This is a genomic window from Pseudomonas sp. BF-RE-21 (genome assembly GCF_019947305.1).
GTDB lineage: Bacteria > Pseudomonadota > Gammaproteobacteria > Pseudomonadales > Pseudomonadaceae > Aquipseudomonas > Aquipseudomonas migulae.
Genome location: NZ_JAGYGF010000029.1, coordinates 21,923 through 38,603, shown reverse-complemented (window position 1 = coordinate 38,603; position 16,681 = coordinate 21,923). Strand labels below are relative to the sequence as shown.

The following is a 16,681-nucleotide window of genomic DNA, read 5'->3' as shown; positions in this document are numbered from 1 at the left end:
CTATTTGACCTCGACCACAGTGCCCTGCAACCGCTGCAAGGCTTCGTTCACTGCTTGCGGCATCAGCTGGCGCAGGCAGTTGTAATGACCAAAGCGGCACGTGCGATCAAAGCACGGGCTGCATTCGATACCCAGGCGCACGATCTCGACATGTTCGGCCAGCGGCGGCGTGAAGCCCGGCGACGTCGAGCCGTACACCGCCACCAACGGGCGATTGAGTGCCGCGGCGACGTGCATCAGACCGGAATCGTTGGACACCACCGAGTCCGCGCAGGACATCAGGTCGATAGCCTCGGCCAGGGACGTGCCACCGCTGAGGTTCACCGACTCTTCACGCAGGCCGGGAATCAACCGCGCGCGAATGTCTTCGCCAACGGCGTGATCGTTTTTCGAACCGAACAGCCAGACTTGCCAGCCTTCGCGAATCTTCGCTTCGGCGACCTGGGCGTAATGCTCGGACGGCCAGCGCTTGGACTCGCCAAACTCGGCCCCGGGGCACAGCGCCAACACCGGACGGTCGAGGCTCAGGCCGAATTTGGCCAGCGCCGCTTCACGGGTGACCGGATCGATCTGCAAGCTCGGGCGCGGATACGGTTTCGGCAGATCAAGGCCGGGCTCGTACGCCAGCGCCATGAAGCGCTCGATCATCAGCGGGTAACGTTCTTTGTCCAGCGTGCGCACGTCATTGAGCAAGCCGTAGCGAAATTCGCCACGCCAGCCGGTGCGTTTCGGGATACCGGCGAAGAACGGCACCAGCGCCGACTTCAGGGAATTGGGCAGCAGGATCGCCTGGTCGTACTGACCGGCCAGGGATTTGCCGATGCGCCGACGCGTCGCCAGTTCCAGCGCGCCGTGGCCGAGCGGAAAGCTCAAGGCCTGGCGAACTTCGGGCATGCGCTCAAGAATCGGCCGGCTCCACTCGGGGGCCAGCACGTCGATTTCGCATTGCGGGTGGCGTTGCTTGAGACACTGAAACAGTGTCTGCGCCATCACCATGTCACCGACCCAACTGGGCCCAACGATCAGAATTTTCATGTGGTTTCCAAAAACGAACCGGGGAGGCATACGCCTCCCCGCCTCGAGAATTCTACAAAACACTGCAGATCTACTGTGGGAGTTTGCTCCCACATTGGGTATTGGTGCACATCCAGTGCGGTGCAGCTTAGCTGCCTCAATTTACAAAACAACGCAGATCTACTGTAGGAGCAAGCTTGCTCGCGATGAGGCCATCACATCCAGCATTGGTGGTGACTGACACTCCGCCATCGCGAGCAAGCTTGCTCCTACAGGGGTATTCGGTGCTGCCACTGTCCGGTTTCAGCTTAGTCCCAGCTCGCGCCAGATCCGCAATACCTGCCGCCGCTCGTCCGCGAACTGGTCGCCCGGTATCACCCCGGCGTCCTTCTGCAAGGCCTGCCGGTGCGCGGCGGAGCGGTAGGCTTTATAGGCCTCGCGCAACAGGCTGGCGTCTTCGGCAGGCATCAGCCCTTCGTGTTCCAGCTCTTCCAGAATGCGGATATTGTCGGTCCAGCGCAGCAATGGCGGGTGTGTTTCGGACCACGCCAGAGCCGCGTATTGCACCATAAATTCAATATCGACGATACCTCCCGCGTCCTGCTTGAGATCGAACGGCGCCGTGGCTTCGAAGGCATTCGCCCCGGTGCCGGCCGCGGTGCTCTTGCTGCCAAGGTTATCGCGCATCTTCGCGCGCATCTCGCTGACCTCCTGACGCAAGGTCGGCAAATCCCGAACTTTGCCCAATATCGCCGCACGAACCTTCTCGAACGCCTGGCCGACATCCTGACTGCCCACCAGCACCCGCGCCCGTACCAGCGCCTGATGCTCCCAGGTCCAGGCTTCGTTTTCCTGATAACGGGCAAACGCCCCGAGCGAACTCACCAACAGGCCCGAAGCACCGGATGGTCGCAGACGCATGTCCACCTCATACAGCTGACCGGAGTTGGTCTGGGCCGTGAGCAAGTGAATGATCCGCTGCCCCAGCCGGGTGAAAAATTGCGCGCCGTCGATCGGTTTCGGCCCGTCGGTTTCTGCCTGCGGATCGCCATCGTGAATGAACACCAGGTCCAGGTCCGAACCATGCCCGAGTTCTAGACCACCGACTTTCCCGTAACCGACAATGATGAAGCCTGGATCGCACAAGGTGCCATCGGTGCGCTGCGGCGTGCCGTACTTGGCCACGGTCTGGCGCCAGGCCAGGGCCAGCACTTGTTCGAGGATCGCCTCGGCAAGCCAGGTCAGGTAATCGCTGACTTTCATCAACGGCAGGCTGCCGGCGATTTCCGACGCGGCGACGCGCAAGCGGTGCGCCAGTTTGAAATGGCGCAGGGCTTCCATTTGTTGTTCGAGGTCATCCTCGGGGATTCGTGTCAGGCGCTCGCGCAACTCGGCGGCCAGTTCCGGCGCCAAGGGCGGTTTGAACAACCGGCCTTCGTTGAGCAATTCGTCGAGCAGCAGCGGGAAGCGCGTGATCTGTTCAGCGATCCACGGGCTCGCGGCGCACAAGGTCAGCAAACGTCGCAGCGCGCCGGGGTTTTCAGTCAGCAGCACCAGGTACGCGGAGCGTCGGGCCACCGCTTCGACCAGTGGCAGCACGCGCTCCAGCACCAGATCCGGGTTGGCGTGTTCGACCGCCTGGGCCAGCAACCGTGGAATGAACGCATCAAGGCGTTCGCGGCCCAAACGCTGCATCGCGCGCAATTGCGGGCTGCTGCGCAGGCTGGCCAAGGCCTTCAGCGCTTTGGTGGCATCGACGAAACCGCCCTCCTCCAATTGGCGACAAGCGGCCTCTTCGTCCTGCGCCTCCTCCCACAATGGCAGCCATTCACCGCCGACCACCACTTCGCTTTCGGTGCCTTCCTCTTCATCAGGGTCGGCGATCACCTGGCCAAAGTGCCAGGCCACGCGACCGCGCCAATACATCAGCTGCTCATGAAAGGCGTCCCAATCGGCGAAGCCCAACATAAAGGCAATGCGCGCCTGATCCTGCGCCCCGTCCGGCAACATCTGCGTCTGGCGGTCGGCAATCGCCTGGATCGCGTGCTCGGTGTAACGCAGGAATTCGTAGCCTTCGCGCAGCTCGCTGACCACCGCCGGCGGCAGGTAACCCTGACCTTCCAGCGTGCTCAGTACTTTTAATAGAGGACGTTGTTGCAGGCTCAGGTCGCGGCCACCGTGGATCAGCTGGAACGCCTGGGCGATAAACTCGACTTCGCGGATGCCGCCGGAGCCGAGCTTGATATTGTCGGCCATGCCCTTGCGCCGGACTTCCTGCTGAATCAGCTGCTTCATCGTGCGCAGCGCTTCGATGGCGGAGAAGTCCAGGTAACGCCGGTAAACGAACGGGCGCAGCATGTCTTGCAGCTGTGCGCCGGCCACTTGGTCGCCGGCCACCACCCGCGACTTGATCATCGCGTAGCGTTCCCAGTCACGGCCCTGATCCTGGTAATACTGCTCCAGCGCGTTGAAGCTCAACACCAGCGCACCCGACGAACCGTAAGGGCGCAGGCGCATGTCGACGCGGAACACAAAGCCGTCAACGGTCATCGGGTCCAGCGCCTTGATCACGCGCTGACCGAGGCGGATGAAAAATTCCTGATTATCCAGCGAGCGTTTCACGCCGACGGTTTCGCCACCCTCGGGGTAGGCGAAGATCAGGTCGATGTCCGACGACAGGTTCAGCTCGACCGCGCCGAGCTTGCCCATGCCGAGGATGACCATCTGCTGCGGCTCGCCGCTGCGCCGGCCGGTGGGCACGCCGAACTGCTGGCAATGCCGCGAGTACAACCACTGATAGGCCTGATCGATGCTCGCATCGGCCATGTCCGAGAGGTCGCGGCAGGTCTGGACCAGATCGGCCTGACGGGTCAGGTCGCGCCAGATGATCCGCACTTGATGGCGGGTGCGCTGGCGACGCAGGGCGCGACCGAGCTCGTCTTCGGTTTCAGCCGCGTTCACCGCTGCCGCAATCTGCGCGCACAGTTCGCCGGGAGCATAGCCACGGTCCAACTCACCGGACTGCACCAGCGCCAGCAACATCAAAGGGTCACGTGCGCTCTGTTCAATCACGAAGTCGCTGGCGGCGGTGACGCGGGCGAATTGCGCCCAGCGCTCAGGCGTCCAGGCGGACAGGCCTTGATCATCATCAAGAGCCTCGACGGCCGTACGGAACGACTGCTCGGCGCGGGTGACAAACGGCAGGAGAATGCCGGGCAGTTCAGCAAGCGTAGGGAGGCTCATGGTCTATCCTTGATCGGCGTGTAGGAGGCTGCATGTAGTGAATTTTCAAATTGCACTACCTGATCGACTGTCGAACAAAGGTTAGAAATAGCTGAAATTTCTTTATTTTTGGCAGGCAGCATCAAGCTTTCACCTTTTTCGGTTGGCAAAAGACCAACCTTAACGATTATTCTCACAACGTAGCCGGAGGTCACAAGCCGCTCATCTGTAGTTTTACTACTCGTATATACATTCGAATAGCTGAAATGCCCGATGATTTGTAGTAAAACTACACGCCGCCGAATCCTACCTCTCGGCAATCCAAGAATTTATATCGTCTGCCCACAAGGCCAGTCGCAAACTCAGGCAACCGATTCTGGAAGCCTTTCCGCCCTGGAGCAAGCCATGCAAGACCTCGATCCCGTCGAAACCCAGGAATGGCTGGACGCCCTGGAATCGGTTCTCGACAAAGAAGGCGAAGACCGTGCTCACTATCTGATGACCCGTATGGGCGAACTCGCAACCCGCAGCGGTTCGCAATTGCCTTACGCCATCACCACGCCATACCGCAACACCATTCCCGTTACCCACGAAGCACGCATGCCTGGCGACCTGTTCATGGAACGCCGCATTCGCTCGCTGGTACGCTGGAACGCGATGGCCATGGTGATGCGCACGAACCTGAAAGATTCTGACCTGGGCGGTCACATCTCCAGCTTCGCCTCCAGCGCAACCCTGTACGACATCGGCTTCAACTATTTCTTCCAGGCCCCGACCGACGAACACGGCGGCGACCTGATCTACTTCCAGGGCCACACCTCGCCAGGCGTTTACGCCCGTGCGTTCATGGAAGGCCGCATCACCGAAGACCAGATGAACAACTTCCGCCAGGAAGTGGACGGTCAGGGCCTGTCGTCCTACCCGCACCCTTGGCTGATGCCTGATTTCTGGCAGTTCCCGACTGTATCCATGGGTCTGGGCCCGATCCAGGCGATCTACCAGGCGCGCTTCATGAAGTACCTGGAAGCCCGTGGCTTCATTCCGGAAGGCAAGCAGAAAGTCTGGTGCTTCCTGGGCGACGGCGAGTGCGACGAGCCGGAATCCTTGGGCGCGATCTCGCTGGCTGGCCGCGAGAAGCTCGACAACCTGATCTTCGTCATCAACTGCAACCTGCAGCGCCTCGACGGCCCGGTTCGCGGCAACGGCAAGATCATCCAGGAACTCGAAGGTGTGTTCCGCGGTGCTCAGTGGAATGTGACCAAAGTCATCTGGGGCCGTTTCTGGGACCCACTGCTGGCCAAAGACGTCGACGGTATCCTGCAACGTCGCATGGACGAAGTCATCGACGGCGAGTACCAGAACTACAAAGCCAAAGACGGCGCATTCGTGCGTGAACACTTCTTCAACACGCCAGAACTCAAGGCGATGGTTGCAGACCTGTCCGACGACGAGATCTGGAAACTCAACCGTGGCGGCCACGACCCGTACAAGGTCTACGCGGCGTACCACGAAGCGGTCAACCACAAAGAACAACCGACCGTCATCCTGGCCAAGACCATCAAAGGTTATGGCACCGGTGCCGGCGAAGCGAAAAACACTGCGCACAACACCAAGAAAGTCGACGTCGACAGCCTGAAGTTGTTCCGTGATCGTTTCGACATCCCGGTCAAAGACGACGAGCTGGAAAACCTGCCGTTCTTCAAGCCAGAGCCAAACAGCGCCGAAGCCCGCTACCTGAGCGAGCGCCGCACTGCACTGGGCGGCTTCGTGCCACAGCGCCGCGCGCAGAGCTTCAGCGTACCGACGCCATCGCTGGATACGCTCAAGGCGATCCTCGACGGCTCGGGCGACCGTGAAATTTCCACCACCATGGCCTTCGTGCGGATCCTCGCGCAGCTGGTCAAGGACAAGGAAATCGGCCCGCGCATCGTTCCGATCATCCCCGACGAAGCCCGTACCTTCGGTATGGAAGGCATGTTCCGTCAGTTGGGCATCTACTCGTCCGTCGGCCAGCTCTACGAGCCAGTCGATAAAGACCAGGTGATGTTCTACAAGGAAGACAAAAAGGGCCAGATCCTCGAAGAAGGCATCAACGAAGCGGGCGCCATGAGCTCCTTCATCGCTGCCGGTACTTCGTACTCCAGCCACAACCAGCCAATGCTGCCGTTCTACATCTTCTACTCGATGTTCGGCTTCCAGCGTATCGGCGACCTGGCCTGGGCTGCCGGCGACAGCCGTACCCGTGGCTTCCTGATCGGCGGCACCGCCGGCCGGACCACGCTGAACGGCGAAGGCCTGCAACACGAAGACGGTCACAGCCACATCCTGGCTGCCACCATCCCGAACTGCCGCACCTATGATCCAACCTACGGCTACGAGCTGGCGGTGATCATTCAGGACGGCATGAAGAAGATGACCGAAGAGCAGCAGGACGTTTTCTACTACATCACCGTGATGAACGAGTCCTACCAGCAGCCAGCCATGCCGGCCGGTGTCGAGGAAGGCATCATCAAGGGCATGTACCTGCTCGAAGAAGACACCCGCGAAGCGGCGCACCACGTTCAGCTGATGGGCTCCGGCACCATCCTGCGTGAAGTCCGTGAAGCGGCGAAGATCCTGCGCGAGCAGTTCAACGTTGGCGCCGACGTGTGGAGCGTTACCAGCTTCAACGAACTGCGTCGCGATGGCCTGGCCGTCGAGCGCACCAACCGTCTGCACCCTGGCCAGAAGCCTAAACTGAGCTACGTCGAAGAGTGCCTGAACGGCCGTCAAGGTCCGGTCATCGCGTCTACCGACTACATGAAGCTGTTCGCTGAGCAAATTCGTCAGTGGGTCCCGTCCAAGGAATTCAAAGTCCTGGGCACCGACGGTTTCGGCCGCAGTGACAGCCGCAAAAAGCTGCGTCACTTCTTCGAAGTCGATCGTCATTTCGTGGTGTTGGCAGCCCTGGAAGCACTGGCTGACCGTGGTGACATCGAACCTAAAGTGGTGGCTGAAGCCATCGCCAAGTTCGGTATCAACCCGGAAAAACGCAACCCACTGGACTGCTGAGGAGAGATTCTGTGAGCGAACTCATTCGCGTACCTGACATCGGCAGCGGTGAAGGTGAAGTAATTGAACTGTTTGTGAAGGTCGGCGACCGTATCGAAGCCGACCAGAGCATCCTGACACTTGAGTCGGACAAGGCGAGCATGGAAGTGCCTGCGCCGAAGGCCGGTATCATCAAGAGCCTGAAAGTGAAGCTGGGCGACCGCCTGAAAGAAGGCGACGAACTGCTGGAGCTGGAAGTCGAAGGTGCCGCTGCTGCGGCTCCTGCGGCTGCCGCGCCTGCAGCCAAAGCCGCAGAGAAACCGGCCGCTGCTCCAGCGCCGGCCGCTCCTGCTGCTGCGCCAGCTGCCGCTTCGGTTCAGCAAGTGCACGTGCCGGACATCGGTTCGGCAGGCAAGGCCCAGATCATCGAGATCCAGGTCAAGGTCGGCGACACCGTCGAGGCTGATCAGTCGCTGATCACCCTGGAATCCGACAAGGCGAGCATGGAAATTCCATCGCCTGCCGCTGGCGTGATCAAAGCCATCAGCGTCAAGCTCAACGACGAAGTCGGCACCGGCGACCTGATTCTGGACCTGGAAGTGGCAGGTGCTGCGGCACCGGCTGCGGCCGCGCCAGCTCAGGCGGCTGCTCCTGCCGCTGCACCTGCGCCAGCCGCTGCCGCCCCTGCTGCACCGGTTGCCGACAGCGTTCAGGACATTCACGTCCCGGACATCGGTTCGGCGGGCAAGGCCAAGATCATCGAAGTACTGGTCAAGGCCGGTGACACCGTCGCCGCCGACCAGTCGCTGATCACCCTGGAATCCGACAAGGCGAGCATGGAAATCCCATCGCCTGCCGCTGGCGTGGTGGAAAGCATTTCCATCAAGCTGGATGACGAAGTCGGTACCGGCGACCTGATCCTGAAGCTGAAAGTCAAAGGTGCTGCGCCTGCTGCTGCCCCGGCTGCTGCGTCGGCTCCAGCCGCTGCGGCACCGAGCGCTCCTGCGCCAGCCGCCGCTGCTCCTGCTGCTCCAGCACCTGCGGCGGCCCCGGCCAAATCGGGCGCCAAGGTTCACGCAGGCCCTGCAGTACGCCAACTGGCCCGCGAATTCGGCGTCGAGCTGAGCGCGGTCAGCCCAAGCGGCCCGCACGGTCGTGTGCTGAAAGAAGACGTGCAGGTTTACGTCAAAGCCATGATGCAGAAGGCCAAGGAAGCACCGGCCGCTGCTGCCGGCGCAACCGGTGGCGCGGGCATCCCGCCGATTCCGGTCGTGGACTTCAGCCGCTTCGGTGAAACTGAAGAAGTGCCGATGACTCGCCTGATGCAAATCGGCGCGTCGAGCCTGCACCGCAGCTGGTTGAACATCCCGCACGTGACTCAGTTCGATTCGGCTGATATCACCGAGCTGGAAGCGTTCCGTATCGCTCAGAAAGCCGTTGCAGAGAAGGCCGGCGTCAAGCTGACCATCCTGCCGCTGCTGCTCAAATCCTGCGCGCACATGCTCAAGGAACTGCCGGACTTCAACAGTTCGCTGGCACCAAGCGGCAAGGCGATCATCCGCAAGAAGTACGTGAACATCGGCTTCGCCGTCGACACCCCTGAAGGCCTGCTGGTTCCGGTCATCAAGAACGTCGACCAAAAGAGCCTGTTGCAACTGGCAGCCGAAGCCGCTGCGCTGGCTGCCAAAGCCCGCGACAAGAAGCTCACCGCTGACGACATGCAAGGCGCCTGCTTCACCATTTCCAGCCTCGGCCACATTGGCGGCACCGGCTTCACGCCGATCGTCAACGCGCCGGAAGTGGCGATCCTCGGTGTTTCCAAGGCAACCATCCAGCCAGTCTGGGACGGCAAAGCCTTCCAGCCGAAACTGATGCTGCCGCTGTCGCTGTCCTACGATCACCGTGTGATCAACGGCGCCGCTGCTGCACGCTTCACCCAGCGTCTGAGCAGCCTGCTGGCGGACATCCGCACCATCTTGCTGTAACACCGGCCAGCCCTCCTTCACCGGAGGGCCGTTCGCGTTTCACGTTTTCCGAGCGCCACGCTCGTACCTCAACCCCGCCAATTTGGCGGGGCTTTTTTTGACTTGAAGAAAGTCACTTTCCTACGTTCGTGGTTGAGTTAGCCCACAACTCGAATCCACTTCGGCACGATATTTTTTGCCGGTCTCCCACTAGGCTTGGCTATACAAATGACTAACTAAAGGTTTAGTCGGCTTACTTATTTAGTTAATACCCCTTCGAATGGATTCGAATATGTTTAAACCTACAGTCGGCCCGATTATTGGCCACACTACAACTCAACATGCCCGTATTTTTTTACGTGGCGACTTACAAAAAGACACTTTGGCGTTTGGTGGAATTCGTTATCGACGCAGCGGTGATACACCGTGGTCCAAAGCAATATTCAAACAACTGACAAGCGCGCGAGACATGTGCGACGTCTTTGCCCTCAACGATCTCGCCACCGATACCGAGTACGAATACCAGGCAGGCTGGTTCAGCCCCATGAGCCCCGTGCACACCGTGGAGACGGTTCAGGAACTGCCGCTGCAATGGCCCAGGCATGTCTACCGTTTCAGCACCCAGTCCGACAATCCCGCAGCGCCACGGGCTTACATCGTCGGGTCATGCCGTTACCTGCGGATGACGGTCGGCGCACCTTCGTTCCCGCACCTGGGCGACCGGATCTTTGCCTCCATCACGAACCTGGCGCAGCGCGCCGAAACGCCCATCAGCGCCCTGTTGATGACCGGCGACCAAGTCTATATCGATGACTTGAACATCATCGCCCCTGATCGGGAATACAAAGAAATACTCAGCAAGTACCGCATGGCTTTTTCTCAGCCGCATATTTCAAAGTTAATGTCTGGCACGCCGACTTACATGATCCTCGACGACCATGAAATCGAAGACAACTGGCCCGCCAATAAAAACAAAAACGATGACCTTCTCTACAACAATGCCATCGCCGCTTATGAGTTATATCAAGCCAGCCATAGCCCGGCCCATGAGTTGCTTGAAGATGGAAACATCCGTCAGCACTTGGAGCGCTATTGGTATCAATTCACCAACGGGGATATCGAATGGTTTGTCACTGACAGCCGGACCCGACGCAACCTGTCGGCCGGCGACCGGCGCATTCTCGACGAAGAGCAGGAGCAGGCCCTGTGCGAATGGCTGATCCACAGCCCGGCACGGGTCAAATTCGTGGTCACCAGCGTGATGTTCTACCCCGACCGAAAACGCCTGGGCGATGACGCCTGGAAAGCCTTTCCGGAGCAACGACTACGGTTGCTGGAGACTATTCGTACACGCCGCATCAAGAACGTGTTCTTCGTGTCCGGTGATGTGCACGGCTCCCTGACCAGTCGGTTGACCCACAGCGAAGACCCGGACTTCGAGGTGCACACCATCGTCTCCTCGCCGCTGTGCAACAGCAAATTGCTGCCCTACGCCAAGGCCTCCACCTTCATCCTTGATCAGCCATTGGTGCGGACTGCCGCCGGAGATTATCGGCATGAACTGACCAGCCAGGTCATCAGCCAGGACAATTTCGCGCACCTGATCGTTGAGCCAGAACAGATCCGCGTCAGTTATCACGACCGCGACGGCAAACTTTTACAGTCGACGAGCATTACGTTGCGGTGATGCCGAAAACATCACCAGCAAGCCGGCTCCTACAGAAATTACGCGACCCCCTGTAGGAGCCAGCTTGCTGGCGATGGCGGCCTCAAACTCTGCGCCGCCCTTCAGGCCGCCATCGCTGGCAAGCCAGGCTCCTACAGGTCCGGCGTCGCTCCGCAGATCGAGAAATCACGCAAACCTCTGTAGGAGCCAGCTTGCTGGCGATCAGCCGTAACGCTTTTTCCAGCGAAATACGTTAGTTTTCAGCCATTACTGAAGAAATGTTCACGCCGGCCGACATATTCTTATAGCACTTGGCCTTCATGTCTCTTGTCAGTCGGTGTCGCAATGATGCAACCTTGCCGCAGGCAACAGTAAAGAGGGCGAGAGCCCAGCGCGATCAGCACATTCGAAGCGAGTTACCCTCCATGAAAAGCCAACCCGATGCCGCCAGCCGTATGGTGGCCGAGGTAGTGACGCAGTTGCCGGTGCCCTCGCGGCTCGGCATGCTGCGTTTCGAACGGCTGAATGAACCCAGCTGGGCGCTGCTGTTTCTCGATCCCAATTGCGAGCGACAGTTCGGCCTGCCCGCGGTGGAACTCTGTGCGCTGGTCGGTTCGCCCTATGCCAGCCTGATGGAGCCCGAAGCGCGCTATCAGCTGCATGACGCGGTCCAGCAACAACTCACCGATAGCCCGCATTACCTGATCCGCTACACCTTGCACACCGCCGCAGGCACCCTGAGCCTGCTGGAACTGGGCGAAGCCTACAAACAACACAATCGACACTTGCTGCGCGGCTACCTGCTGGTGGTCGATGGCATGTTCCAAGGCGATCCGCTGCTGCCGGCACTGGACCTCGAAACCCAGAACTCGCGCTTGCAGATCGCCCTGGAACTCAATCAGCGCGCCCAACAGGAGCAGCTCCTGCACCTGGACCGCGTGCGCGCCCAGCAAGACTTGATCCTGCTGCTGACCCGCCAGCGCTACAGCACCGGCAACTCCCTGCAAGAAGCCGCCGAGCTGATCACCCGCAGCGCCTGTGACATCTACGAAATCGACTGCGCCAGCCTGTGGAACCTCGACGGTTCGATGTTGGTGCCGATCTCGGCGTATCACCGCGCCACCCAGGAATACGCTCTACCGGAGCCGATCGACATCAGCGGCTTCCCCGATTACATGGACGCGCTGCACGGCAGCCGTGCAATCGATGCCCACAATGCGATTCGCGATCCGCGCACCCGGGAAATGGCCGAAAGCCTGCGCCCGCGCGATGTGAACGCGATGCTCGACGCCAGCATTCGTGTCGATGGCCAAGTGGTCGGCGTGCTCTGTCTGGAGCAGACCGGTGCGACCCGCGCCTGGCAGTCCGACGAAATCGCCTTCGCCGGCGAGCTGGCCGACCAGTTCGCCCAGGTCATCAACAACCACAACCGTCGCACCGCCACCAGCGCCCTGCACCTGTTCCAGCGTGCGGTCGAGCAAAGTGCCAACGCCTTTTTGCTGGTCAATTGCGACGGCGTGGTGGAATACGTCAACCCGAGTTTCACCGCGATCACCCAGTACTCCACCGAAGAAGTCCACGGCCAGCGACTGTCGGAACTGCCGGCCCTGGAAAACCTCAGTGAACTGCTGTTCGACGCGCCCTCGGCGCTGGCCAAGAGCAACAGTTGGCAGGGTGAATTCAAGAGCCGCCGCAAAAACCTCGAACCCTACTGGGGCCAGTTGTCGATTTCCAAGGTGTACGGCGACAACCGCGAGCTGACGCATTACATCGGCATCTACGAAGACATCACCCAGACCAAACTCGCCCAGCAGCGCATCGAGCGCCTGGCCTACACCGACAACCTGACCAACCTCGGTAACCGCCCGGCGTTCATCCGTAATCTCGATGAGCGCTTCGCCCGAGACAGCGATACCCCGATCAGCCTGCTGCTGGTGGACATCGATAATTTCAAGCGAATCAACGACAGCCTCGGCCACCAGACCGGCGACAAACTGCTGATCAGCCTGGCCCGACGCCTGCGCAACAGCCTGATCCCGAGCGGCAGCCTGGCGCGCTTCGCCAGTAACGAATTCGCCGTGCTGCTGGACAACACCGACCTCGCGATGGGTCAGCAAGTCGCCAACCAACTGCTGGCGACCCTCGACAAACCGATGTTCGTCGACAACCAACTGATCAGCGTCACCGGCTCCGTGGGCCTGGCCTGCGCGCCGCTGCACGGCCGCGACCCGCAAACCCTGATGCGTAACGCCGGGCTCGCGCTGCACAAGGCCAAGGCCAACGGCAAGCATCAGGTTCAGGTGTTCACCGAAGCGCTGAACGCCGAGGCCAGCTACAAGCTGTTCGTCGAGAACAACCTGCGCCGCGCCCTGACGCAGAACGAGCTGGACGTGTTCTACCAGCCGAAACTGTGCCTGCGCAGCGGTCGCCTGCTGGGCATGGAAGCGTTGCTGCGCTGGAACCATCCGGAAAAAGGCATGATCCGCCCGGACCAGTTCATCAGCGTCGCCGAAGAAACCGGGTTGATCATCCCGATCGGCAAATGGATCGCCCGTCAGGCCTGCCGCATGAGCAAAGACCTGACGGCCGCCGGCCTGGGCAATCTGCAAGTGGCGATCAACCTGTCGCCCAAGCAGTTCTCCGACCCGGACCTGGTGTCCTCGATTGCCAACATCCTCAAGGAAGAAGCGCTGCCGCCGAGCCTGCTGGAGCTGGAACTGACCGAAGGCCTGCTGCTGGAAGCCACCGAAGACACCCACTTGCAGCTCGACCAGCTCAAGCGCCTGGGCCTGACCCTGGCCATGGACGACTTCGGCACCGGTTACTCGTCGCTTAGTTACTTGAAAAAATTCCCCATCGACATCATTAAGATTGATCGAAGCTTCATTCACGAAATCCCGGACAACCAGGACGACATGGAAATCACCTCCGCAGTGATTGCCATGGCCCACAACCTGAAACTCAAGGTCGTGGCTGAAGGCATCGAGACGGCCGAACAGCTGGCTTTCCTACGCCGCCACCGCTGCGACGTCGGCCAGGGCTACCTGTTCGACCGACCGATTCCGGGCTCCGAGCTGATCGAAAAGCTCAAGCGCTACCCACGCGGCCCAATCGCCTGACTGCACACCGCAATCCCTGTGGGAGCGAGACCGGCTTGCCGGCGATAGCGGTGCATCATCCAACGTAGATGTTGGATGTGCTGGCCTCTTCGCGAGCAAGCCCGCTCCCACAGAGGTAGTGCGTTACCGGGCGGCATTGGGCAAACTGGCGGTCTGACTACCTACATTTCAACCTGACTGAGAGGACTGATCATGGTTCTGCGCTCGGAAATTCTGGTGAACAAAAACGTGCTACCGACTAAAGAACAAGCTCTGCCTGGCCGCGAATCCCCGATGACCGTGCCGGAAAAACACTTCGTGCACGACGCGCCGCTGCTGGGCCCGTTCGCCATGGACGTGGATTTTGCGATCTTCGGCCTGGGTTGCTTCTGGGGTGCGGAGCGCAAGTTCTGGCAGCGCGAAGGTGTGGTGAGTACGGCGGTGGGTTACGCCGGTGGCTTCACGCCGAACCCGACGTATGAAGAAGTCTGCTCGGGCCTGACCGGCCACAGCGAAGTGGTACTGGTGGTCTACGAGCCGGCGAAAGTCAGCTATGAAGAACTGCTGAAAATGTTCTGGGAACTGCACAACCCGACTCAGGGTATGCGCCAGGGCAATGACATCGGCACTCAGTACCGCTCGGTGGTCTACGCCACCAACCCGACGCAACTGGAAGCGGCCAAGAACAGCGAAAAAGTGTTCCAGGCCGAACTGACCAAGGCGGGTAAAGGCACCATCACTACCGAAATCGAAGAAGCGCCGACGTTCTACTTCGCCGAGGCCTATCACCAGCAGTACCTGGCGAAAAACCCTGAAGGCTACTGCGGGATCGGCGGCACCGGCGTCACCTGCCCGATCTGACCTGACGCAGAGTCAATTGTAGGAGCCAGCTTGCTGGCGATGGCAGCGGGAAATCTAGCGTTGATCTCTCGGCCGCCATCGCCGGCAAGCCGGCTCCTACAGGTTTCGTGTCAGACACAATATTGAGCTCGGCACACAACTGATTGGCGTTACGCACCCAATCCGATCTGACACAGATCCAATTGTAGGAGCCGGCTTGCCGGCGATAGCGGCGGAAAATCCAGCGCAGATCTCCCGGCCGCCATCGCCGGCAAGCCGGCTCCTACAGGGTTTGGGATTACCGTGGTTATTCGGCGATCAACCAATCCATCTGCCACCCACCCTGGGTTTGTCCCAACTTCTTGGACAACCACGGCAGCAGCTCACGCAATTCCTCTTCCAGCCCCCACGGCGGGTTCGCGATCGCCAACCCGGAACCGTTCAGACTGTTCGGCGTATCCAGCGGATGCACCAGCAACTCCACCCGCAACAACTTCGGCGCGCCAGTACCGGCCAGATCCTGATAAAAACGTCGCAACATGCGCTGGTCCTTCACCGGGTACCAGATCGCCGCCACGGTTTGACGCATCCGGCCAATCGCTTCTTTCAGCGACGCCGCGCAACGCTGCATCTCATCGAGCTGTTCAAACGGCGGATCAATCAACATCACCGCGCGCTTCTCCTGCACCGGTAACATCGCACGCGGCACATGCCAGCCTTCGCCGAGGTGAACCTTCACGCGACGGTCACCGGCCATGTTGTCCTTGAGCAACACACCGTCTTCGGGGTGCTTCTCGTTGAGCATCACCCGATCCTGCGGCCGCGTCAGACGGCGCGCCAGCTCCGGCGACCCCGGGTAATAGCGCAACTGGCCATCCGGGTTCATGTCGTGCAGCACCTTCATGTAATCGGCGGTCAGTTCCGGCAGATCCGGCTGATCCCACAACCGCGCGATGCCTTCCAGGTACTCACCGGTACGGCTCGCCTGATCGCCTTGCAGGTCATACAGACCAATGCCGGCGTGAGTGTCGAGATAGGCAAACGGCTGCTCCTTGCGCGACATCAGGGCGATGAGGCGGGTCAAGGTCAGGTGTTTGAACACATCGGCGTGATTGCCGGCATGGAAGGCGTGACGATAATTCATGATTGCTCCTGCGAAGGCCGGGAAGTTTACCTTGTACCGAGGCGAACGTCAGGGCTTCGCGGCTGAGCGGGCAGTGATCGTTCCCACGCAACGCATGGAAACGATCATTCAGCGGCGTTACGCGGAAGGCCGAGCCTTCAACCGCCGCCCCAACACATCCAGCACATCACACCCGTCCCGCAACGGAATGGCGCAGAGCAAGGCAAAGTCACTGAGGATGAAGGACTGGCACTCGATAGAGCCACGCATCGACAGGTTTTCGAGCACTTGGGTGACAGCGCGGATTCGATAGCTGGCGGCGTCGTATAAAACGTCGAGTGGTGCGAGGGTATCGACGAACAAGGTGGGCATGTCGTCGCAGTTACTGGTCAGAGCCATGAAACGGCTTTTGGGTGGAGGAGTTGGTTTTTCGTAGGGTGGATCGGGGTGAAGATTAGTCATTTTTAAACCTCTGGTAAGAAGGGAAGCTACCATCGGCCTTCCTACAGGCTTGGGTGGCAGCTATACGCGGGGTAGGAATATCGAGACCAGAGAACTCGACCACGCCGAAGCGTGCCCGCGCAGAGCTGCCGCAACTGATCTTACGGACGCACGTTGCCGGCCGCAAATACAGGTGACGACGCCAAAGCGTCCTCTCTAGTCTTGAAGGGTTCCTACACCCTGCCACTGAATTTTCAGTGACCACCAGAGACTATCGATGGAA

Annotated in this window: 10 protein-coding genes; 5 read left to right on the top strand and 5 right to left on the bottom strand. The window is 60.2% G+C overall.

The genetic code is table 11. From position 1 onward, the window contains the following. From waaF to KGB25_RS18725, 3 genes are all read right to left on the bottom strand, one after another. Window positions 1-1,035, bottom strand: a complete 1,035-nt coding sequence (gene waaF, locus KGB25_RS18735) for a lipopolysaccharide heptosyltransferase II (RefSeq protein WP_008040346.1) — start codon at window positions 1,033-1,035, stop codon at window positions 1-3. Between the two features lie 282 nt (window positions 1,036-1,317). Further along, on the bottom strand, window positions 1,318-4,257 hold the full coding sequence (gene glnE, locus KGB25_RS18730) for a bifunctional [glutamate--ammonia ligase]-adenylyl-L-tyrosine phosphorylase/[glutamate--ammonia-ligase] adenylyltransferase (protein ID WP_223436198.1): 2,940 nt from the start codon (window positions 4,255-4,257) through the stop codon (window positions 1,318-1,320). Beyond that, complete coding sequence (locus KGB25_RS18725) at window positions 4,254-4,451, bottom strand: hypothetical protein (RefSeq protein ID WP_223436196.1); 198 nt, start codon at window positions 4,449-4,451, stop codon at window positions 4,254-4,256. The genes glnE and KGB25_RS18725 overlap by 4 nt, the downstream gene beginning before the upstream one ends. A 190-nt stretch (window positions 4,452-4,641) precedes the next feature. Here KGB25_RS18725 and aceE point away from each other — a divergent pair, with 190 nt between their 5' ends. The 5 genes from aceE to msrA all read left to right on the top strand — a co-directional run bounded on the left by aceE (window position 4,642) and on the right by msrA (window position 14,855). Beyond that, complete coding sequence (gene aceE, locus KGB25_RS18720; protein WP_008027850.1) at window positions 4,642-7,287, top strand: pyruvate dehydrogenase (acetyl-transferring), homodimeric type; 2,646 nt, start codon at window positions 4,642-4,644, stop codon at window positions 7,285-7,287. Window positions 7,288-7,298: 11 nt separating this feature from the next. Next, window positions 7,299-9,251, top strand: a complete 1,953-nt coding sequence (gene aceF, locus KGB25_RS18715) for a dihydrolipoyllysine-residue acetyltransferase (RefSeq protein ID WP_207284710.1) — start codon at window positions 7,299-7,301, stop codon at window positions 9,249-9,251. Between the two features lie 271 nt (window positions 9,252-9,522). Then, complete coding sequence (locus tag KGB25_RS18710) at window positions 9,523-10,917, top strand: alkaline phosphatase D family protein (RefSeq protein WP_223436193.1); 1,395 nt, start codon at window positions 9,523-9,525, stop codon at window positions 10,915-10,917. Window positions 10,918-11,321: 404 nt separating this feature from the next. Continuing rightward, entirely contained in the window at window positions 11,322-14,015 is a 2,694-nt protein-coding gene (locus KGB25_RS18705; protein WP_207284708.1) for a GGDEF and EAL domain-containing protein, read from the top strand. A gap of 192 nt (window positions 14,016-14,207) precedes the next feature. After that, window positions 14,208-14,855, top strand: a complete 648-nt coding sequence (gene msrA, locus KGB25_RS18700) for a peptide-methionine (S)-S-oxide reductase MsrA (protein ID WP_008040336.1) — start codon at window positions 14,208-14,210, stop codon at window positions 14,853-14,855. Between the two features lie 286 nt (window positions 14,856-15,141). Here msrA and KGB25_RS18695 read toward each other — a convergent pair whose 3' ends face one another. Further along, the gene (locus KGB25_RS18695; RefSeq protein ID WP_008025084.1) at window positions 15,142-15,978 is read right to left on the bottom strand and encodes a 23S rRNA (adenine(2030)-N(6))-methyltransferase RlmJ; all 837 of its coding nucleotides are present in this window, start codon (window positions 15,976-15,978) and stop codon (window positions 15,142-15,144) included. A gap of 117 nt (window positions 15,979-16,095) precedes the next feature. Further along, window positions 16,096-16,419, bottom strand: coding sequence for a hypothetical protein (locus KGB25_RS18690; protein ID WP_223436192.1), 324 nt, complete (start codon window positions 16,417-16,419; stop codon window positions 16,096-16,098). Window positions 16,420-16,681: the final 262 nt, after the last annotated feature.